The following is a 19600-nucleotide window of genomic DNA, read 5'->3' on the forward strand; positions in this document are numbered from 1 at the left end:
CGTCGCGCAGGTTCTGGAAGTTGACACCCTTGACGACCCGGCCGTTGTCCACGTCCAGGCAGGGGATGACTCGTACGGCCAGGGTCATGCTGCGGTGTCTCCTCGGTACGCCTCCACCTCGACCTCGACGACCAGGCTGGGGTCCACGAAACCGGAGACGATGATCATCGATGCGGCCGGGCGCACGGCGTCGAACAGCTCCTTGTGGGCCCGCCCGACCTCCTCCACATCCCGGGCGTGGGTGATGTACATGCGCGTACGCACGACGTCCTCGCGGCCAAGGCCCACCTGCTTCAGCGCCGCCAGCGCGACGTTGAAGGCGTTGACCGCCTGCTCGTAGGGACCGCCCCCGGCGATCTCCCCGTCCACGATGGACGTGCAGCCGGAGACCAGCACCAGGCCGTTCGGCAGCTCGACCGCGCGGGAGTAGCCGAACGCGTCCTCCCAGGGCGCACCGGTCGCCAACCGTCGTAGATCACTCACCGGGCTACCGCCTCCAAGGCCTCTTCCAGGGTGAACGCCTTCGCGTACAGGGCCTTCCCGACGATGGCGCCCTCGACACCGAGGGGTACCAGTTCGGCGATGGCGCGCAGGTCGTCCAGGGACGACACGCCGCCGGAGGCCACCACCGGGCGGTCGGTCGCCGCGCAGACGTTGCGCAACAGCTCCAGGTTGGGGCCCTGCAGGGTGCCGTCCTTGGCGATGTCGGTGACGACGTAGCGCGCGCAGCCCTCCTTGTCGAGGCGCTCCAGCGTCTCGTAGAGGTCGCCGCCGTCCCGGGTCCAGCCGCGGCCGCGCAGCGTGGTGCCCCGTACGTCGAGGCCGACCGCGATTTTGTCGCCGTGCTCGGCGATGATCTTCGCGACCCATTCCGGGGTCTCCAGCGCGGCCGTGCCCAGGTTCACCCGGGTGCAACCGGTGGCCAGGGCCGCCGCCAGCGAGGCGTCGTCGCGGATGCCGCCGGACAGCTCCACCTTGATGTCCATCGCCTTAGCGACCTCGGCGATCAGAGCGCGGTTGTCACCCGTGCCGAACGCGGCGTCCAGGTCGACCAGGTGCAGCCACTCGGCCCCTGAGCGCTGCCAGGCGAGGGCGGCCTCCAGCGGGGAGCCGTACGAGGTCTCCGTGCCGGACTCGCCGTGCACGAGACGGACGGCCTGTCCGTCGCGGACGTCGACGGCGGGGAGGAGTTCGAGCTTGGCCATGGTCTACAGGGTTCCGATCCAGTTGGTGAGCAGCTGCGCTCCGGCGTCGCCGGACTTCTCGGGGTGGAACTGCGTGGCCCACAGGACGCCGTTCTCGACGGCCGCCACGAAGGGCTTGCCGTGCGTCGACCAGGTCACCTTGGGCGCCTTCATCGTCGTGTTGTGCGTCTCCAGTGACCAGTCGTGGACGGCGTAGGAGTGCACGAAGTAGAAGCGCGCGTCCGCGTCCAGGCCGGCGAACAGCTCGGAGTCCGCCGGCGCCTCGACGGTGTTCCAGCCCATGTGGGGCACGATCTCGGCCTGCAGCGGCTCGACCGCTCCGGGCCACTCGCCCAGGCCCTCGGTCTCCACGCCGTGCTCGATGCCGCGCGCGAAGAGGATCTGCATGCCGACGCAGATGCCCATGACCGGGCGGCCGCCGGACAGCCTGCGGTCCACGATCCAGTCGCCGCGCGCCTCCTTCAGGCCCCGCATGCAGGAGGCGAAGGCGCCGACGCCCGGCACCAGCAGACCGTCCGCGTTCATGGCGGTGTCGAAGTCACGGGTGATCTCGACGTCCGCGCCCGTGCGGGCGACGGCACGCTCGGCGGACCTCACGTTCCCGAAGCCGTAGTCGAAGACGACGACCTTTTTGGGCGCGCTCAATTCCACACCTCCAGCCTCATCACACCGGCGACCAGGCACATCGCGGCGCCGATCGACAGCAGCACGATCAGCTGCTTCGGCATCTGCTGCTTGGCGAAGGAGATGATGCCGCCGACCAGGAAGAGGCCGACGACGATCAGCAGGGTCGACAGGCCGTTCACAGCGCGCCCTTCGTGGAGGGGAGGATGCCGGCCGCGCGCGGGTCGCGCTCGCTGGCGTACCGCAGGGCCCGCGCGAGCGCCTTGAACTGGCACTCCACGATGTGGTGGGCGTTGCGTCCGTACGGCACGTGCACGTGCAGGGCGATCCGGGCCTGGGCGACGAACGACTCCAGGATGTGCCGGGTCATCGTCGTGTCGTACTCGCCGATCATCGGCGCCATGTTCTCGGGCTCGGTGTGCACGAGGTACGGGCGGCCGCTCAGGTCCACCGTCACCTGGGCGAGGGACTCGTCCAGCGGGACCGTGCAGTTGCCGAAGCGGTAGATCCCGACCTTGTCCCCGAGCGCCTGCTTGAAGGCGGCGCCGAGCGCGAGGGCGGTGTCCTCGATGGTGTGGTGGGAGTCGATGTGCAGGTCGCCCTCGGTCTTCACGGTGAGGTCGAACAGACCGTGCCGGCCGAGCTGGTCGAGCATGTGGTCGTAGAAGCCGACGCCTGTCGACACGTCGACCTTTCCGCTGCCGTCGAGATCGATCTCGACGAGCACCGAGGTCTCCTTGGTGACCCGTTCCACGCGTCCTACGCGGCTCATGAACTCTGCTCCTTCTTCAACTCACGTACCGCGTCGAGGAACGCGTCGTTCTCCTCCGGGGTACCGGCGGACACCCGCAGCCACCCCGGGATGCCGTTGTCCCGGACCAGGACGCCCCGGTCGAGGATCTTCTGCCAGGCCGCGTGCGAGCCGCCCTCGCCGTCGAACCTGCCGAACTGCACGAAGTTCGCGTCGGACTCGACGACCTCGTAGCCGGCCGCGCGCAGCTCGGCGACCAGCCGGTCCCGCTCCGACTTCAGCTGCTCGACGTAACCGAGCAGCGTGCCGGTGTGTTCCAGGGCGGCCAGCGCGGTCGCCTGGGTGACCGCGGAGAGGTGGTACGGCAGCCGTACGAGCTGGACGGCGTCGACGACGGCCGGGTGCGCGGCGAGATAACCGAGGCGCAGACCGGCCGCGCCGAAGGCCTTCGACATCGTCCGGGAGACGACGAGATGCGGCCGTCCCTCGATCAGCGGCAGCAGTGAGTCGCCGTGGCTGAACTCGATGTAGGCCTCGTCCACGATCACCATCGACGGCCCCGCCGCCTGCGCGGCCTCGTACAGCGCGAGGACGGTCTCGCGCGGAACCGCGTTGCCCGTGGGGTTGTTGGGGGTGGTGACGAAGACGACGTCCGGCTTGTTCTCGGCGATCCAGCGCTCGGCCGCCGGGAGATCGATCGTGAAGTCCTCGGCGCGCGGGCCGGAGATCCAGCCCGTGCCGGTGCCGCGCGCGATCAGCGCGTGCATCGAGTACGACGGCTCGAAGCCGATCGCCGTGCGGCCCGGTCCGCCGAAGGTCTGCAGCAGCTGCTGGATGACCTCGTTGGAGCCGTTGGCGGCCCAGACATTGGCGAGACCGACCTCGTGTCCTGAGGTGTCCGTCAGGTACTTGGCGAGCCGGGTGCGCAGCTCGACCGCGTCCCGGTCCGGGTAGCGGTTGAGGTCGCGGGCCGCCTCGCGCACGCGCTCGGCGATCCGCTCCACCAGCGGCTCGGGCAGCGGGTAGGGGTTCTCGTTCGTGTTCAGCCGTACGGGCACGTCCAACTGGGGCGCGCCGTAAGGGGACTTGCCGCGCAGCTCGGCGCGGATGGGGAGCTCGTCCCAACGGGACACAGGGGGGTTGCCTGTCACTTGCCTTCCGGAACCTTCCACCCGAACCGTGCCTTGATCGCCGCGCCGTGCGCGGGCAGGTCCTCCGCCTCCGCCAGCGTGACCACGTGATGCGCGACCTCGGCCAGCGCGTCCTTGCCGTAGTCGACGATGTGGATGCCGCGCAGGAAGGACTGCACGGACAGGCCCGAGGAGTGGCAGGCGCAGCCGCCGGTCGGGAGCACGTGGTTGGAGCCGGCCGCGTAGTCGCCGAGGGAGACCGGCGCCCAGGGGCCGACGAAGATCGCGCCCGCGTTCTTCACGCGGTCCGCGACGGCGGTGGCGTCGGCGGTCTGGATCTCCAGGTGCTCGGCGCCGTAGGCGTCGACGACCCTGAGACCCTCGTCGACGCCGTCGACCAGGACGATCGCGGACTGGCGGCCCGCGAGCGCGGGGCGGATCCGGTCCTCGATGTGTTTGGTGGCCGCGACCTGCGGCTCCAGCTCCTTCTCGACCGCGTCCGCGAGCGCGACGGAGTCGGTGACCAGGACGGCGGCGGCGAGCGGGTCGTGCTCGGCCTGGCTGATCAGGTCGGAGGCGACGTGCACCGGGTCGGCCGTGTCGTCCGCGAGGATCGCGATCTCGGTCGGGCCGGCCTCGGCGTCGATGCCGATCCGGCCGGTGAAGTAGCGCTTGGCGGCAGCGACCCAGATGTTGCCGGGGCCGGTGACCATGTTGGCGGGCGGGCAGGACTCGGTGCCGTGCGCGAACATCGCGACGGCGGTGGCGCCCCCGGCCGCGTACACCTCGTCGACGCCGAGCAGCGCGCAGGCGGCGAGGATCGTCGGGTGCGGGAGCCCTCCGAACTCGGCCTGCGCCGGGGACGCGAGCGCGATCGACTCGACGCCGGCCTCCTGCGCGGGCACGACGTTCATGATCACGGAGGACGGGTAGACCGACCGGCCGCCCGGCGCGTACAGCCCGACCCGCTCCACCGGCACCCACTTCTCGGTGACGGAGCCGCCGGGCACGACCTGGGTCGTGCGGTTCGTACGACGCTGCTCGCGGTGGACGAGACGGGCGCGCCGGATGGACTCCTCCAGGGCCGCGCGCACGGCCGGGTCGAGCTCGTCGAGGGCCTTCGTCAGCACCTCGGCGTCCACCCTGACCTGGTCGAGCCGGACTCCGTCGAACTTCTCGGCGAAGTCGATCAGCGCCGCGTCGCCCCGATGATGCACGGCCTCGCAGATCGGACGCACCTTCTCCAGGGCGGCCGCAACGTCGAAGTCGGCTCGGGGCAGCAGGTCGCGCAGGGCGGGGCCCTCGGGAAGGGCGTCGCCGCGCAGATCGATTCGGGAGATCACGTACCCAATTCTCTCAGACCCGCGTCAGGCGTCGTTCGCGCGTATCAATGGCTGATACAGAACGCGCCGGGAACCCGGAAGATCGGCTTCACGTCCTGTGCTTCGGATGTTACTCAGCGGGCATCACCGGTTGTGCGAGCACAGCACAGGAGGAGCAAGTGACCGAGGGGGCCGGCCTTCGCGCCGGAGACCTGCCGGACGATCTGACCGCCGCCGAGGCCGGCATGTGGCAGGCCTTCCGCAACGGCACCGTGTACGACCTCAGCAGCGGGGACCCGGCCGAGGACGATCCGCACGGCGGGCACCCCTGGGGGCCCGGGCGGACGGTGCGGGCCCGGATCGTGTGCTGGCTGCTGCTCGACGGGCCGCCCGCGCTGGCCGGCCGGGTGTCCTCGCTGAAGCTGCGCGGGGTGCAGATCAGCGGCAGCCTGGACCTGGCCGGCGGCACGGTGGTGCCATACGTCGAGCTGCGCGGCTGCCGCTTCGAGCGGGACGTGCTGCTGCCGGAGGCCCACTTCACCACCCTGCGCATGGTGGACTGCTCGGTGCCCCGGCTGGAGGCGGCCCGCGTGCACACCGAGGGTGATCTGCATCTGCCGCGCTGCCGCTTCCTGGGCGGCATCCGGCTGACCGACGCGCACATCGGCACGGACCTGATGCTCAACCAGGCGATCGTGCACCGCGACCGCAGCGGCCGCTCGATCGCCGGCGACGGCATGACCGTGGGCCAGGATCTGCAGGCCGAACTGCTGGAGTCGCACGGCGAGCTGAGCCTGCGCAGCGCGAACATCGGCGTCACGCTGAGCCTGCGCGGCGCCCGGCTGGACAACCCGTACTCGCGGCTCGCGCTGAACGCGCCCCAGCTGACGGTCGAGCGCACCCTGTACCTGACCCCGGCGGGCGTCGGCGCCGCCATGAGCAGCGGTGCGACGCCCGCGCGCGGGACGCGCATCCAGCGGTTCGAGTGCCGGGGCGGGGTGCGCCTGGACGACGGCCGGTTCGGGGACGCGGTCGACCTGGAGCGGGCCCGGTTCGCCTTCACCGACGACCAGGAGCTGTCGCTGCGCCGGGTGCAGACGCCCGAGCTGCGCTTTCTCGGCGAGCGGCCGCAGCGCGGCAAGGTCGTCCTGTCCGGCGCGCGGATCGTCAACCTGATCGACCGGGCGAGCGCCTGGCCGGGCCCGGGCAATCTGCACATGGGCGGCTTCACCTACGAGAACCTGGTGCCGCAGGGCCCCTTCCCGCTGACCGAGCGGCTGGAGTGGGTGGCCGCGGCGACCGCCGAGTACAACCCGGAGCCGTACGAGCGCCTGGCCTCCGTGCTGCGGGCCGGCGGTGAGGACGAGGACGCGCGCGAGGTGCTGCTGGCCAAGCAGCGCCGGCGCCGCGAGAGCCTGCCGCTGGCCGGCAAGTTCTGGGGGTACGTGCAGGACTGGACGGTGGCGTACGGGTACCGGCCGGGCCGGGCCGCGGTGTGGATGGCGGTGCTGTGGGCGGCGGGCTCGCTGGCCTTCGCGCACGCGAGCCATCCGCCGGTGCAGCCGTCGCAGCACCCGCCCTGGAACCCGGCCCTGTTCGCCCTGGACCTGCTGCTGCCGGTCATCGACCTGGGCCAGGCCTCGGCCTGGCGGCTGAACGGCGGCTGGCAGTGGCTGGCCGCGGCGCTGATCCTGCTGGGCTGGGTCCTGGCCACGACGGTGGCGGCGGGGGCCACGCGACTGCTGCGACGGAATTGATCCACCGTGTCCCGTGGGGTCACAGTTGCGGGACAGTGGTTGAACGGTGGACCTTTACTCGCTCTTGACCGATTGGCGTACAACTTTCCGCAGATTGTGTGGAGCCGCTGGCGCCGGTGTGACCTGCGGTCTTTCAATGGTCGACACCATGGCTCTGCTGCACCCCTTCAGCCGCGCGGCCCGCACCCCACGGACCACGCCACCTCCCGTCGGTGCCCCGCTGCCCGCCGACGACGAGGTGCTGCTCGACGCGCCCGACGACGGCCTCGGCTCCGCGCTGGTCGCCGCCGCGCGCGGCGACCACGGCCCCGCCGCCGCCCTGCTGGCCGCCACCCGCCGGTCCGCCGACTGGGAGATCCGCGACCGCAGCGCGATACGGCTCGCGACGTTCGCGTCCGCCCGCCCCGAATGGCTGGAGAGCTGGACCGCCGCCGACCCGCACGACCCGGACCTGCTCCTGGTCCGGGCGCAGCTCGCGGTGGACCAGGCCTGGCGCTCCCCCGACCGGGCGGAGCTGCTGCGCGGGGTGAGCCCCCTGATCACGGCGGCCGCGCGCGGCGACGACCGCGACCCGGTGCCGTGGCGGCTCGCGCTGGACCACGCGCGCGGCGCCCGCGCCGGCCACAAGTACTTCAGCGAGCTGTGGGAGGCGGCGCTGCGCCGCGCCCCGCACCACTACGGCTGCCATGTGGCGGCCCTGCGCTATCTGGCCACGTCCTGGCAGGGCTCGTACCGCGAGTGCTTCGACTTCGCCGAGCTGGCCGCACAGGACGCGCTGCCCGACTCCCTGATCCAGGCTCTGCCGTCGCGGGCGGCCCTGGCCTGTCTCACCGGGGGCACCGGCACCGAGGTGCCGCGCGAGCGGCTGGACGCGGCGGCCGACCGGGCGGTCGCGCTGTCCGCCCGCTTCCCGGCGGCCGACCCCTGGCTCGCCGAGATCCGCAACAAGCTGCTGTACGTCCTCATGCGCCTGGATCGCTGGGAGGAGGCGCTGACCGAGGTCCACCGGATCGGCCCGTACGCCACGTCCGTCCCCTGGGACCGGGTCTCGGACGACCCGCTGGCGCAGTTTCTCCGGGTGCGCGGCGAGATCCGGGCCCGGGTGGCAGGGCTCGTGGCCCCCTCGGGGCCTCCACGCGGTGACCGTGCCGGACGCACCGGCTCCGGCGACCATTAGGCTTTTGCGTCGTGACCACCGTCCGTCTCCCGCTCTTCCCCCTGAACTCGGTGCTGTTCCCGGGGTTGGTGCTTCCGCTGAACGTCTTCGAGGAGCGCTATCGCGCCATGATGCGCGAGCTGCTCAAGACACCCGAGGACGAACCGCGCCGGTTCGCCGTCGTGGCGATCCGTGACGGCCACGAGGTGGCACCGAGCGAGCCCGGCATGCCGGATCCCACGGCGCTGCCCGACCGCGGCCCCGCGGCCGGCTTCGGGTCCGACCCGGCGAAGTCGTTGCACACGACGGGCTGTGTGGCGGACGCGGCGACGATCCGCGAACGCGCGGACGGCACCTTCGAGGTCCTGGCGACGGGCACGAACCGGGTCCGCCTGGTCTCCGTGGACACGTCGGGCCCTTTCCTGACGGCCGACTTCGAGGAGCTGACGGAGGACCCGGGCGACGAGGCGGGCGCGCTGGCCGAGGGCGTGCTGCGTGCCTTCCGCCAGTACCAGAAGCGCCTGGCGGGCGCGCGCGAGCGCTCGCTGTCGACCGGCGCCGAGCTCCCGGACGAGCCGTCCGTGGTCTCCTACCTGGTGGCCGCGGCGATGATGCTGGACACCCCCACCAAGCAGCGTCTGCTCCAGGCCCCGGACACCGCGTCCCGGCTGCGCGACGAGCTGAAACTCCTTCGCTCCGAGACGGCCATCATCCGTAATCTGCCGTCACTGCCGGCGTCGGACCTCACGCGCGGCACGACGAGCCTCAACTAGGACCTCAAGAAGAAAACGGCCGGGATGGCGAAGAAGCCGAAGAAGCAGCAGTCCGGCGGCACCCCCGCGACGGTGGCCCTGACCGCCGCGGGCGTCGCGTACGCGCTCCACTCCTACGACCACGACCCCTCCCACCCCTCCTACGGCGAGGAGGCGGCGGAGGCCATGGGTGTTTCGCCGGAGCGGGTGTTCAAGACCCTCGTGGCGGACGTCGACGGCACCCTGACGGTGGCCGTGGTCCCGGTGGCGGGCCAGCTGGACCTCAAGGCCCTGGCCTCGGCGGTCGGCGGCAAGCGCGCCGCGATGGCGGACCCCGCCCTCGCCGAGCGCACCACGGGTTACGTCCGCGGCGGCATCTCCCCGCTGGGCCAGCGCAAGCGGCTGCCCACGGTCCTGGACGCCTCGGCCTCGGCCCACGCCACGATCTGCATCTCGGCGGGCCGCCGCGGCCTGGAGGTGGAGCTCTCCCCGGCCGACCTCGCCTCCCTGACGGAAGCGGTCGTGGCGCCCATCGGCCGTGCGTGACCGGTCCCGGCCGGTCGTACGTGACCGGTCGTACGTGACCGGTCCTGCGCGACCCCTCGACGGCTGCCCTCGGTTCGGTTAAGTACGAGGGACATGTCGAAGAAAACCAGGAAACGCAAGTGGCGCGTCAAGAAGCGCCGCTGCAACCACGGCCGTCGCCCCGCGTAGCGGCTACCGCAGCGGTGCCCCGTAGGGATCGTTCGGAGCCGCGCCCTGCTCCGGGTACGGCTCCGGGTCCCGCGGCCCGAACAGGGCCATCAGCCCCAGGTGCACCACCAGAGCGGCGAGCGACCAGGCGAGCAGCGCGCCCTTCGCCCCGAGCTTGAGCGGCGCGTCGAACACGACGCCCTTGCCCACGGACTTCGCGTGGGCGACGACGTCCTGCGCCGGGCCGAGCGACACACCGATCCGCCAGGCCAGCAGCGAGCCGAGCAGCCCGCCGACGCCGAGGGCCACCACCAGGGGCACTCCCCCGCGCCGTCGCAGCAGAAAGACGAGCAGCGCGCTGACCACGCCGAAGCCGAGCGCGAGCAGGGTGAACGTTCCGTCCACGCCGATCGCCTGCTCCCCCTCGCTGTCGGAGAGATAGACGATCCAGCGCTTGTCGACGATGTCCGCGACCAGCGGCACATGCGGAGCCAGCCACCACCACAGCACCCCGAGCAGCACCCCGGCGAGCGCCACCCCCACCGTGATCACGGCAGCCTCGCGCAGTTCGGTCTTCATTCCGGGCCCGTCCTGTCCGTACGTGCCGTCCCAGACGGCGTCATGGGACGCGGGAGCCGCTTGCCCGGCAGCCGGCGGCTGCCACGCGTTCTGCGAGGACTGTTCATGCGGCGGAGGAGGCGGAGTCAACGGTGCGGTCACCCTGACATCGTGCCAGGCCCGCCTGTGCGGCGCGTCACCGGACGGCCGCCCGACGGTACGCCCAGGTCGCGACGGCCAGCGAGACGACGCCCACCCCGGCGCACACGGCGAGGTCACCGGCCACGAAGGCCCAGACCGGATCCGCCCCGAAGGTCCGGGCGAAGGCCTCCACGCCGTACGTCGACGGCAGCAGATCCCGCGCGAGCCGCACCACCTCGGGCATCCGGTCGGCCGGCAGCACCCCGAGCAACAGGGCCGCGGACATGCCCAACTGGCCGAGCAGGGTCGCCAGTTCCGGTCGCGGCGCGAGCAGTCCCAGGGCCGCTCCGAGGCCCGACAGCGCGGCTCCGGCCAGCGGGATCACCGCGACGAGCACCCACAGATGCGTCAGCGGCAGCCCGAACAGCACACAGCCGAACACCGCCGTGACCACGGTCCCGGGCACGGTGAACGACGCATAGGCACCGGCGGCCCCGAGCACCACGGCCGCGGGCGGCACCGGCAGGGTCGCGTAGTGGTCGAGTCCGCCGTTCGCCCGCAGCTGACCGAAGTACTGGGCGAGCAGGTTCAGCGCGACGAACGCCACCACGAGCACCGAGGAACCGGCCACCACCGACTCGGCCTCGCCGCCGCCGTCCACGACCCCGCGCATCAGGATCATGATCCCGATCGACTGGAAGGTCGCCACGAACAGCAGCGGGATCCTCGCGACCCGCGCACGGGACAGCTGGGCCCGGTACACGGCCCCGAGGGCCGGCCACATCCGCGCCCGCGGGCCGAGCTCGGCCGCACCGTCCGCGGCGTCCTCCACGGCCAGGGCACCGCCCGGCAGGACATCGGCGGGTAGGACACTCACGTCGCGCTGCTCCCCTTCCGGACGGTACGCACTCGGCCGGTCGCTCTCCTGCCGGACCATACGGACCTCACGGCCCGCGCGCTCACCCCGTGGCTCATGCCTTCACCAACCCCTGCTGTGCGGCGCCGCCCAGCGCCAGGTACACGTCCTCCAGAGAGGGCGTGGCGAGCGTGAAGTCGTCGAGCGCGGCGAAGGCGCTGCCGCCGGTGACGGTGGCCACGACCGCGCGGGCTTCCTCCGGGGCGAGCCTGAGCGTCCAGCGGCGCCCGGACTCCACGGCCCGCTCGCGCAGCGCCGCGACCTCGGGCACCTGCAGCGGCGCCGTCTCCCGCCACACCAGCTCGACCCGGACCTCCCCGGCGACCTGCTCCTTCAGCCCGGCCGGGGTGTCGCAGGCGATCACCCGGCCCCGCTCGAGCACGGCGACCCGGTCGAGCACGGTCTCGGCCTCGATGACGTTGTGCGTGACCAGCAGCACGGTCGTGCCGCGCTCGGCCCGCCGCCGGTCCACGGCCGCCCACACGGCGCGCCGGGCGACCGGGTCCATCCCGCTGGTCGGCTCGTCGAGCACCAGCAGCGGCCGTTCGCCGATCAGCGCGGCGGCGAAGCAGGCGAGCCGCCGCTGCCCGCCGGACAGCTTCTTCAGCGGGCGCCCGGCGATGGCCGTGAGCCCGAGTTCGTCGAGTACGGCGTCCCGCTCGGCCCGCGCGTCCCGCGCCTGAAGGCCGCGCAGCCGCCCGGTCGTCTCGGCGGCCAGCGACACGGTGAGCTCGTCCAGCGCGGTCGACTCCTGGCCCAGATAGGCGAGGATCCGCGCGGCCCGCTCCGGGTGGCGCACGATGTCGTGCCCGAGGATCTCCACGCGCCCGGCGTCGGGCCGCATGAGCCCGGTCAGCTGCCGTACGAGGGTGGACTTGCCGGCGCCGTTGGGCCCGAGGAGGCCGAAGATCTCACCGCGGCGGATGTCCAGGTGGACGTCGTCGGTGGCCCGTACGGCGGGAGTGCCCGGGGTGCCCCGTCGCCCTCGTACCGCCGGATAGGTCTTGGTCAGTCCGCGCACCGCGCACACGACATCCCCGCCGTGCCGAAGTGCCTGTGCCGCGCGCGTACCCACAAAGCACGAGGGTACGGGGTCCGGAACGACCGTCCGCCCCCGGGTTGGTCGATAACGCGAAATCCCCAGGCAAAGAACTACTCGGCCGCGGGCGCGTGCTCCGCGGCCGTGCGTACGTCGATCTCCCGCCAGAAACCGGCCCGGATCGCGTACCGGTCGTGTTCGTCGATCTGGTCGTCCTTGTGGGCGAGCAGTCCGAAGCGGGCGGCGTAGCGCAGCAGTTCGCCGTCGATGCGGTGCGGGACTCTCGGGTACATCACGGACAGCTTCTGCAGCTGGGCCTGGTCGCCGAGGCGTTGGATCCAGCGGCGCGCGAAGACCTGCCCGACCTCGTAGGGGTCGCCGCCGACCGTGGTGATGTCCTCCTCGCGGTCGGCCCAGCGCTGCTCCGCGGAGGTCAGCTGCGCGAGCGTCGGCATCGAGGCGGCGTCGGCGGGCTCCGTGGGGGGCCGGTCGACCCAGCCCTTGTCGGAGGACCAGCGCAGGGTCGCGGTCGGCGGGTGCGGAGCGGGCTGGACCCCGGGAGCGCGCAGCGCGGCCAGGTCCTTGGGGGTGGGCACGCCCTTGGTCGTGGGCACGCGCTCCTGGGTGCCGTTCCCGGTGGCGGCGGCCGGGCCGTGCTCGCCCTCCTCGGCGGACCGCTCGGGTGCGGGGGCGAGCCCGGAGTCCGGCAGCGGCGCGGAGAGGATCGCGGCGATCTCCGGGCGGGGCACGGGCGGCGGTGCGCAGATGCCGCCGGTCTCCTTGGCGCGTACGGCCTTGGTGATCCAGGTGCGGTCCAGCACGCGCCGTTCGTCCGCCTCGGCGACCAGGTCCTCGGACTGGTTGTAGTCCCCGTCGGCGGCCTGCACGGCCCACAGGTGCACGGCGACGCCGTGCTCCTTGGCGGCCATCATGCCCGGCAGCAGATCGCCGTCGCCGGTGACGAGGACGATGTCGGAGCAGGCGCGGTTGCGGGCCAGCTCGGTGAGCTCGGCGTGCATGGCGGCGTCGACGCCCTTCTGGGCCCAGCGTCCGTCGCTGCGGGTCAGGGCACCGAGCCGGACGGTGACCCGGGGCATCACGCGCAGCCTGCGGTGTTCGGGCTGGGGGACGCGGTCGGGGGCGCCGTCGAACCAGTAGATGCGCAGCAGCGGCCGTTCGGTCTCGGACTCGGCGCGCTCGCGCAGCGCCTGGATGAGGGCGGTGTGATCGACGGTGATACGGGAACGCGACGGCTCCCCGGCGAGGAGACTTGCGGCGGCCCCCAGCAGATAACCGGCGTCCACCAGGACGATGCAGCGGTCCACGCGGTCCACCCTCTTTCCGGTTTCCGGGAGGTTTGCTTCGGGCTTGCTTCGAGTCTGCCCGACTGCGCGGGGGTTAACGGCCCGAACTCGATCTTCGGCGTGGCGTTTCGGGTCGCTCGCTGCGCCCTCGCGCTCCGACATGCCCTGTCACAGACGGTAATTATCCGAAATGCGCTTGTTGTCAGCCTATGTGAATCTGGTCCCGGCCCTGGCCCCTAGATCCCCCACAGGAGGCAGATCACCATGGCCAAGAACAAGAAGCAGAGCCGCAAGCAGCCGCAGTCCGAGCGCGGGCAGCAGCAGGACCACCAGTCCTCGATGGAGGCACAGTCCGAGCAGCGCACCGTGCAGCAGGTCACCCCGGGTGACATGCCCCGCAAGGGCCGGCAGAAGAGCTTCGGTCACAACTGACATCTGCGTAAGGGGTTGTTGAGACCCAGGCACGGCCGAGGGGCGCACCCCCGTGAAAGGGTGCGCCCCTCGCGCGTGCGGCGCCGCCCGGCCGTCGTACCGCTCAACCCGCCAGGCAGGAGGGGCCGAGCAGCACCTTGAGGTCGCCGAAGAGCGCCGGGTCGGGCTTGACCCGGTGGCGGTCAAGACGCAGCACGGTCGTCCTGGTCGGGCCCTGCAGCTTGATGCGGACCTCGCTGTCGCCCTTGTGATGGGTGAGGATCTCGCCGAGGCGGCTGACCATGGGCGGCGTGACGCGGGTGGCCGGGATGGTGAGGACCACGGGCGCGTTGGTGCCGGCGTGGGACAGGTCCGGGACCTGGAGTTCCATCGCCACCAGCCGCGGCACGTCCTCGCGCTTGTCGAGCCGGCCCTTGACGAACACCACCGCGTCCTCGACGAGTTGGGTCGACACGAGCTGGTAGGTCGCGGGGAAGAACATGCACTCGATGGAGCCCGCGAGGTCCTCGACCGTGGCGATCGCCCAGGCGTTGCCCTGCTTGGTCATCTTGCGCTGCAGGCCCGAGATGATGCCGCCGATGGTGACGACCGCGCCGTCCGCGTGCTCACCTCCGGTGAGCTGGGCGATGCCCGCGTCGGCCTTGTCCGACAGCACGTGCTCCAGGCCGAAGAGCGGGTGGTCGGAGACGTAGAGACCGAGCATCTCCCGCTCCTGGGCGAGCAGATAGGTCTTGTCCCACTCCTCCTCGGTGAACTGCACGTCGAGGCCGAAGCCGGGCTCGCTGGACTCCTCCTCGCCCATGCCGCCGAAGAGGTCGAACTGCCCCTCGGCCTCCTTGCGCTTGACCGCCACCACGTTGTCGATCATCGGCTCGTACTGCGCGGTAAGGCCCTTGCGGGTGTGCCCCAGGGTGTCGAACGCGCCCGCCTTGATCAGCGATTCGGTGGTGCGCTTGTTGCAGGCGACTGCCTCGACCTTGTCGAGGTAGTCGGGGAACGAGAGGTACTTGCCCTTGGCCTTGCGGCTCCTGATGATCGACTCGACGACGTTGGTGCCGACGTTGCGGACGGCTTCGAGGCCGAAGAGGATCACGTCGTCGCCCTGGGCGGCGAAGTTGTGCACCGACTCGTTGACGTTCGGCGGCAGCACCTTGATGCCCATGCGGCGGCACTCGTTGAGATAGACGGCCGACTTGTCCTTGTCGTCCTTGACCGAGGTGAGCAGCCCGGCCATGTACTCGGCGGGGTGGTTGGCCTTCAGATAGGCCGTCCAGTACGACACCAATCCGTACGCGGCGGAGTGCGCCTTGTTGAACGCGTAGCCGGCGAAGGGGACCAGCACGTCCCACAGGGCCTGGATGGCCTCGTCGCTGTAGCCCTTGTCGCGGGCGCCCTTCTGGAACAGGACGAAGTTCTTGGCCAGTTCCTCGGGCTTCTTCTTGCCCATCACGCGGCGCAGGATGTCGGCCTCGCCGAGCGAGTAACCGGCGATGATCTGGGCGGCCTTCTGCACCTGCTCCTGGTAGACGATCAGGCCGTAGGTGACGTCCAGGACCTCCCTGAGGGGCTCCTCCAGCTCGGGGTGGATCGGGGTGATCTCCTGGAGCTTGTTCTTGCGCAGCGCGTAGTTGGTGTGCGAGTCCATGCCCATCGGGCCGGGCCGGTAGAGCGCGGAGACGGCGGAGATGTCCTCGAAGTTGTCGGGCTTCATCAGGCGCAGCAGGGAGCGCATGGGGCCGCCGTCGAACTGGAACACGCCCAGGGTGTCGCCGCGCTGGAGCAGTTCGAAGGTCTTGGGGTCGTCCAGCGGCAGGGAGAGCAGGTCGAGGTCGATGCCCTTGTTGGACTTCACCATCTTGACGGCGTCGTCCATGATCGTGAGGTTGCGCAGGCCCAGGAAGTCCATCTTCAGCAGGCCGAGCGACTCGCACTGCGGGTAGTCCCACTGCGTGATGGTCACGCCGTCGGTGTGCCGCACCCACACGGGGGCGTGGTCGACGATGGGCTCGCTGGACATGATCACGCCGGCGGCGTGCACACCCATCTGCCGGACCAGACCCTCGACGCCCTTGGCGGTGTCGATGACCTTCTTCACGTCCGGCTCGTTCTCGTACATCGAGCGGATCTCGCCCGCCTCGCTGTAGCGCGGGTGCGAGGGGTTGGTGATGCCGTCCAGGTCGATGCCCTTGCCGAGGACGTCGGCGGGCATGGCCTTGGTGAGGCGGTCGCCCATCGCGTACGGGTAACCCAGCACGCGCGCGGAGTCCTTGATGGCGTTCTTGGCCTTGATCTTGCCGTAGGTGCCGATCATGGCAACCTTGTCGGCGCCGTACTTCTCCGTCACGTACCTGATCACCTCGACGCGCCTGCGCTCGTCGAAGTCGATGTCGACGTCGGGCATGGAGACGCGCTCGGGGTTGAGGAACCGCTCGAAGATCAGGCCGTGCGGGATCGGGTCGAGGTCGGTGATGCCCATGGCGTAGGCGACGATCGAGCCGGCCGCGGAGCCTCGGCCGGGGCCGACCGCGATGCCGTTGTTCTTGGCCCACATGATGAAATCGGCGACGACGAGGAAGTAGCCCGGGAACCCCATCTGGATGATGACGTCCATCTCGTACTCGGCCTGCTTCTGGCGGTCCTCGGGGATGCCGCCGGGGAAGCGGCGCTCCATGCCGCGGCGGACCTCCTCCTGGAACCAGGTGATCTCCGTGTACCCCTCGGGGATGTCGAACTTGGGCATGAGGTCGCGCTTTTCGAACATGCCCGAGGTGTCGATCTGCTCGGCCACCAGAAGCGTGTTGCGGCAGCCCTCCTGCCAGGCGTCCGAGGAGTCGATGGCGTACATCTCGTCCGTGGACTTCAGGTAGTAGCCGGTGCCGTCGAACTTGAAGCGGTCGGGGTCGGAGAGGTTCTTGCCGGTCTGGATGCACAGCAGGGCGTCGTGGGCGGTCGCCTCGTGCGCGTACGTGTAGTGCGAGTCGTTCGTCACCAGGGGCGGGATGCCGAGCTTTCTGCCGATTTCCAGCAGGCCGTCGCGGACCCGGTGCTCGATGTCGATGCCGTGGTCCATCAGCTCCAGGAAGTACCGGTCCTTGCCGAAGATGTCCTGGTAGTCGGCGGCGGCCTTGAGCGCCTCCTCCTCCTGGCCGAGCCGCAGCCGGGTCTGGACCTCGCCGGAGGGGCAGCCGGTGGAGGCGATCAGCCCCTCGGACCACTGGGAGATGGTCTCCTTGTCCATCCGGGGCCACTTCTGCAGCCAGCCCTCCGCGTAGGCGTCCGAGGAGAGCCGGAAGAGGTTGTGCAGACCCGTGGAGTTCGCCGCCCAGATCGTCTTGTGGGTGTAACCACCGGAACCCGAGACGTCGTCGCGCTTCTGGTGCGGCTGGCCCCACTGGATCTTGCGCTTGTTGCGCCGCGACTCGGGCGCGACATATGCCTCGATCCCGATGATCGGGGTGACTCCGGCCTTCTTCGCGGAATGGAAGAAGTCGTACGCCCCGTGGAGATTGCCGTGGTCGGACATCGCGATGTGGGTCATCCCCATCTCGTTGCACGCGTTGAACATGTCCTTGAGCCGCGCGGCACCGTCCAGCAGCGAGTACTGGGTGTGGACGTGCAGGTGCGTGAACGGCGGCTTCGACACGGTGCGGCCTCCAAGGGAAACGATCGGCAACGGGCTGGCGGACAGTCCTGGGGTCAGCGTCGAAGTCTATGCCTCGGGACTGACACCGAGAGGGCTCGTCCGCGTACCTTCACAGCGAGAGTTCCCGGGCACTTCCCGCGACCCTCGACCGTTGGAAACGACGCAACGCCGTCGTACACATCCCTGCACCAGGAGGCACCCAGCGATGTCGGTTCCCCAGCTCAACGACGAGCAGCGCGGCGAGGAGATCCTCGCCGTCTTCGACACCGCCTTCGGCGAGCTCCTGGCCGCCGACCCGGCCGCGTTCCGCGTGAAGTTCCGGAAGATGGCGGCCTCGGCGTTCGCGTTCTACCGGGGCACCGCGTGCCTCTTCTACCGCGATCTGGAGGCCGAGAAGCGAGGCGGCCCGTACCTGGACGAGCGCACCTCGCGCGTGTGGATCCACGGCGACCTGCACGCGGAGAACTTCGGCACGTACATGGACTCCAACGGCCGGCTGGTCTTCAACGTCAACGACTTCGACGAGGCCTACGTCGGCCCCTTCACCTGGGACCTGAAGCGCTTCGCCGCCTCGATCGCCCTGATCGGGTACGCCAAGGCGCTCAGCGACGAGCAGATCACCGAGCTGGTGCAGGTGTACGCGGGCGCGTACCGCGAGCGCATCCACGCCCTGGCCACCGGCGCGAAGAGCGACGAGGTGCCGCCGTTCACCCTGGACACCGCCCAGGGCCCGCTGCTGGACGCGCTGCGCGACGCCCGCTCCCTGACCCGCTTCGGGCTGCTCGACTCGATGACCGAGATCCGCGACTTCGAGCGCCGCTTCGCGCCCGGCGGCGGCTCGATCGAGCTGGACGCCGCCACCCGCTACAAGGTCCTCGCGGCCTTCGACGGGTATCTGGAGACGCTGCCGGACTCCTCCCTGGCCCACCCGGACTCGTACCGCGTGAAGGACGTCGTGGGCCGCCGCGGCATCGGCATCGGCTCGGCCGGTCTGCCGTCGTACAACATCCTTCTGGAGGGTCACAGCGACGCCCTGGAGAACGATGTGGTGATCTACATCAAGCAGGCCCAGACCCCGGCCGTCTCCCGGCACATCACGGACTCGGCGATCCGTGACTACTTCCAGCACGAGGGCCATCGCACGGTGATCTCGCAGCGCGCCCTGCAGGCGCACGCCGACCCGTGGCTGGGCTGGACCGAGCTGGACGGCACGGGCCAGCTGGTCGCCGAGGTCTCGCCGTACGCCGTCGACCTGGACTGGGGCGACATCGACGACCCGGAGGAGATCGCCTCCGTCGTCGCCGACCTCGGCCGGGCCACGGCCGCCATGCACGCGGCGGCGGACGACACCTCCGGCGAGTCCCTGGTGCCGTTCTCCACCGAGCGGGCCATCGACGCGGCGATCGCCGCCGACGAGGACGGCTTCGCGGGCCTGCTGACGGACTTCGCGCACAGCTACGGCGCACGCGCGCGTGCCGACCACCAGATCTTCGTCGACCTGTTCCGCAACGGCCGGATTCCGGGTCTCTAACGGTCCTGGCTCTCACAGGGACCTTTTAGGGGTCCCTTACCGGAGCCCATGACACACTCTCCTCGCTATGGACATGTCCGGGACCCGACTCAGAGCGCTTCGCGCGGCGCTGTTCACGGCGGTCGTCGTGACGCTCAGCACCGCGTCGCACGTGCTGCTGTCGCAGGTCCCGCTGCCGCTGAACACGGTGGCCGCGGTCGCGGTCACCGTGTTCGCGCTCGCCTACGCCCTGGCCGGCCGCGAGCGCGGCTTCGGGCCGATCGCCGCCCTGCTGATCCCGCTGGAGCTGGCCGCCGACACGGTCTTCACCACCGGCCAGCAGGTCTGCTACGGCAGGGCGGGCGGCCCGGTGACCGGCCCGCTGCGCTCCGTCGGCTGGGATCTGCTCTGCGGCAGCGACACCCGGGTCGGCACGCCGCTGACCCAGGTGACCGACACCGGCTCCGACCGGGTCGCGGCGCTGCTCGCCCACGCCGACCCGGCCACCGCCTGGCTGCTGCTCGGCGCGCACATCGGCGTCGGCCTGCTGGCCGCCGCCTGGCTTCGCCGCGGCGAGCGCGCCCTGGCCCAGCTGCTCCAGGCGGCCGCCGCGACGACGTTCCGGCCGCTGCTGCTCGCGGTCGCCGCGGTGGCCGTGCGGCCCGCC

20 protein-coding genes are annotated in these 19600 nt (G+C 71.0%); 7 read left to right on the forward strand and 13 right to left on the reverse strand.

The genetic code is table 11. The annotated features are described in order from the left end of the window. The 8 genes from JYK17_RS38260 to hisD form a co-directional block, all read right to left on the reverse strand. On the reverse strand, positions 1-88 hold an 88-nt coding region (locus JYK17_RS38260; protein WP_261996620.1), incomplete at its 3' end, for a HisA/HisF-related TIM barrel protein. Further along, the gene (locus JYK17_RS38265; RefSeq protein ID WP_128803318.1) at positions 85-483 is read right to left on the reverse strand and encodes a RidA family protein; all 399 of its coding nucleotides are present in this window, start codon (positions 481-483) and stop codon (positions 85-87) included. The genes JYK17_RS38265 and JYK17_RS38260, both read right to left, overlap by 4 nt. Further along, a complete protein-coding gene (priA, locus tag JYK17_RS38270) occupies positions 480-1205 on the reverse strand; it encodes a bifunctional 1-(5-phosphoribosyl)-5-((5-phosphoribosylamino)methylideneamino)imidazole-4-carboxamide isomerase/phosphoribosylanthranilate isomerase PriA (protein ID WP_222812202.1) in 726 nt (241 codons plus the stop codon). The genes JYK17_RS38265 and priA overlap by 4 nt, the downstream gene beginning before the upstream one ends. Positions 1206-1208: 3 nt before the next feature. After that, the gene (gene hisH / locus JYK17_RS38275) at positions 1209-1850 is read right to left on the reverse strand and encodes an imidazole glycerol phosphate synthase subunit HisH (RefSeq protein ID WP_222812203.1); all 642 of its coding nucleotides are present in this window, start codon (positions 1848-1850) and stop codon (positions 1209-1211) included. After that, positions 1847-2011, reverse strand: a complete 165-nt coding sequence (locus JYK17_RS38280; protein ID WP_164932275.1) for a CG2302 family histidine operon protein — start codon at positions 2009-2011, stop codon at positions 1847-1849. The genes hisH and JYK17_RS38280 overlap by 4 nt, the downstream gene beginning before the upstream one ends. Beyond that, positions 2008-2601: an imidazoleglycerol-phosphate dehydratase HisB gene (gene hisB, locus JYK17_RS38285; protein WP_108013415.1), complete on the reverse strand. Its 594-nt coding sequence runs from the start codon at positions 2599-2601 to the stop codon at positions 2008-2010. The genes JYK17_RS38280 and hisB overlap by 4 nt, the downstream gene beginning before the upstream one ends. After that, entirely contained in the window at positions 2598-3731 is a 1134-nt protein-coding gene (locus JYK17_RS38290) for a histidinol-phosphate transaminase (RefSeq protein WP_372465380.1), read from the reverse strand. Before JYK17_RS38290 ends, hisB begins: the two co-directional genes overlap by 4 nt. Further along, positions 3728-5053 (reverse strand): histidinol dehydrogenase, encoded by a 1326-nt coding sequence (hisD, locus tag JYK17_RS38295; RefSeq protein ID WP_108013413.1) that lies wholly within the window; start codon positions 5051-5053, stop codon positions 3728-3730. The genes JYK17_RS38290 and hisD overlap by 4 nt, the downstream gene beginning before the upstream one ends. 158 nt (positions 5054-5211) lie before the next feature. Here hisD and JYK17_RS38300 point away from each other — a divergent pair, with 158 nt between their 5' ends. From JYK17_RS38300 to ybaK, 4 genes are all read left to right on the forward strand, one after another. Beyond that, positions 5212-6789: an oxidoreductase gene (locus JYK17_RS38300; RefSeq protein WP_108013412.1), complete on the forward strand. Its 1578-nt coding sequence runs from the start codon at positions 5212-5214 to the stop codon at positions 6787-6789. 136 nt (positions 6790-6925) lie between these two features. After that, positions 6926-7966 (forward strand): hypothetical protein, encoded by a 1041-nt coding sequence (locus JYK17_RS38305; protein WP_108013411.1) that lies wholly within the window; start codon positions 6926-6928, stop codon positions 7964-7966. Positions 7967-7977: 11 nt separating this feature from the next. Beyond that, positions 7978-8718 (forward strand): LON peptidase substrate-binding domain-containing protein, encoded by a 741-nt coding sequence (locus tag JYK17_RS38310; RefSeq protein ID WP_108013410.1) that lies wholly within the window; start codon positions 7978-7980, stop codon positions 8716-8718. A 24-nt stretch (positions 8719-8742) separates the two neighbouring features. Beyond that, on the forward strand, positions 8743-9243 hold the full coding sequence (gene ybaK / locus JYK17_RS38315) for a Cys-tRNA(Pro) deacylase (protein WP_128803317.1): 501 nt from the start codon (positions 8743-8745) through the stop codon (positions 9241-9243). A 171-nt stretch (positions 9244-9414) separates the two neighbouring features. Here the strand turns inward: ybaK and JYK17_RS38320 are convergent, their stop codons facing one another. From JYK17_RS38320 to JYK17_RS38335, 4 genes are all read right to left on the reverse strand, one after another. Continuing rightward, on the reverse strand, positions 9415-10110 hold the full coding sequence (locus JYK17_RS38320) for a DUF2567 domain-containing protein (protein ID WP_128803316.1): 696 nt from the start codon (positions 10108-10110) through the stop codon (positions 9415-9417). A gap of 34 nt (positions 10111-10144) precedes the next feature. Beyond that, positions 10145-10966: an ABC transporter permease gene (locus tag JYK17_RS38325; RefSeq protein WP_222812204.1), complete on the reverse strand. Its 822-nt coding sequence runs from the start codon at positions 10964-10966 to the stop codon at positions 10145-10147. A gap of 94 nt (positions 10967-11060) precedes the next feature. Continuing rightward, on the reverse strand, positions 11061-12035 hold the full coding sequence (locus JYK17_RS38330; RefSeq protein WP_222812207.1) for an ABC transporter ATP-binding protein: 975 nt from the start codon (positions 12033-12035) through the stop codon (positions 11061-11063). A gap of 122 nt (positions 12036-12157) precedes the next feature. Next, the gene (locus tag JYK17_RS38335; RefSeq protein WP_222812205.1) at positions 12158-13369 is read right to left on the reverse strand and encodes an NYN domain-containing protein; all 1212 of its coding nucleotides are present in this window, start codon (positions 13367-13369) and stop codon (positions 12158-12160) included. A gap of 243 nt (positions 13370-13612) precedes the next feature. On the opposite strand from JYK17_RS38335, the gene JYK17_RS38340 reads away from it, so the two are divergent. Continuing rightward, positions 13613-13780, forward strand: coding sequence for a hypothetical protein (locus tag JYK17_RS38340; protein WP_164932274.1), 168 nt, complete (start codon positions 13613-13615; stop codon positions 13778-13780). Between the two features lie 103 nt (positions 13781-13883). Here JYK17_RS38340 and dnaE read toward each other — a convergent pair whose 3' ends face one another. Next, positions 13884-17423, reverse strand: a complete 3540-nt coding sequence (gene dnaE, locus JYK17_RS38345) for a DNA polymerase III subunit alpha (protein ID WP_108013406.1) — start codon at positions 17421-17423, stop codon at positions 13884-13886. A 205-nt stretch (positions 17424-17628) separates the two neighbouring features. On the opposite strand from dnaE, the gene JYK17_RS38350 reads away from it, so the two are divergent. Together JYK17_RS38350 and JYK17_RS38355 are read left to right on the forward strand one after the other, a co-directional pair. Next, on the forward strand, positions 17629-18954 hold the full coding sequence (locus JYK17_RS38350; RefSeq protein WP_128803314.1) for a DUF2252 domain-containing protein: 1326 nt from the start codon (positions 17629-17631) through the stop codon (positions 18952-18954). A 67-nt stretch (positions 18955-19021) separates the two neighbouring features. Continuing rightward, the coding region (locus tag JYK17_RS38355; protein ID WP_222812206.1) for a hypothetical protein at positions 19022-19600 on the forward strand (579 nt) is incomplete at its 3' end.

It is taken from the genome of Streptomyces plumbidurans, assembly GCF_019857225.1.
In the GTDB taxonomy this organism is placed as follows: Bacteria; Actinomycetota; Actinomycetes; order Streptomycetales; family Streptomycetaceae; genus Streptomyces; species Streptomyces plumbidurans.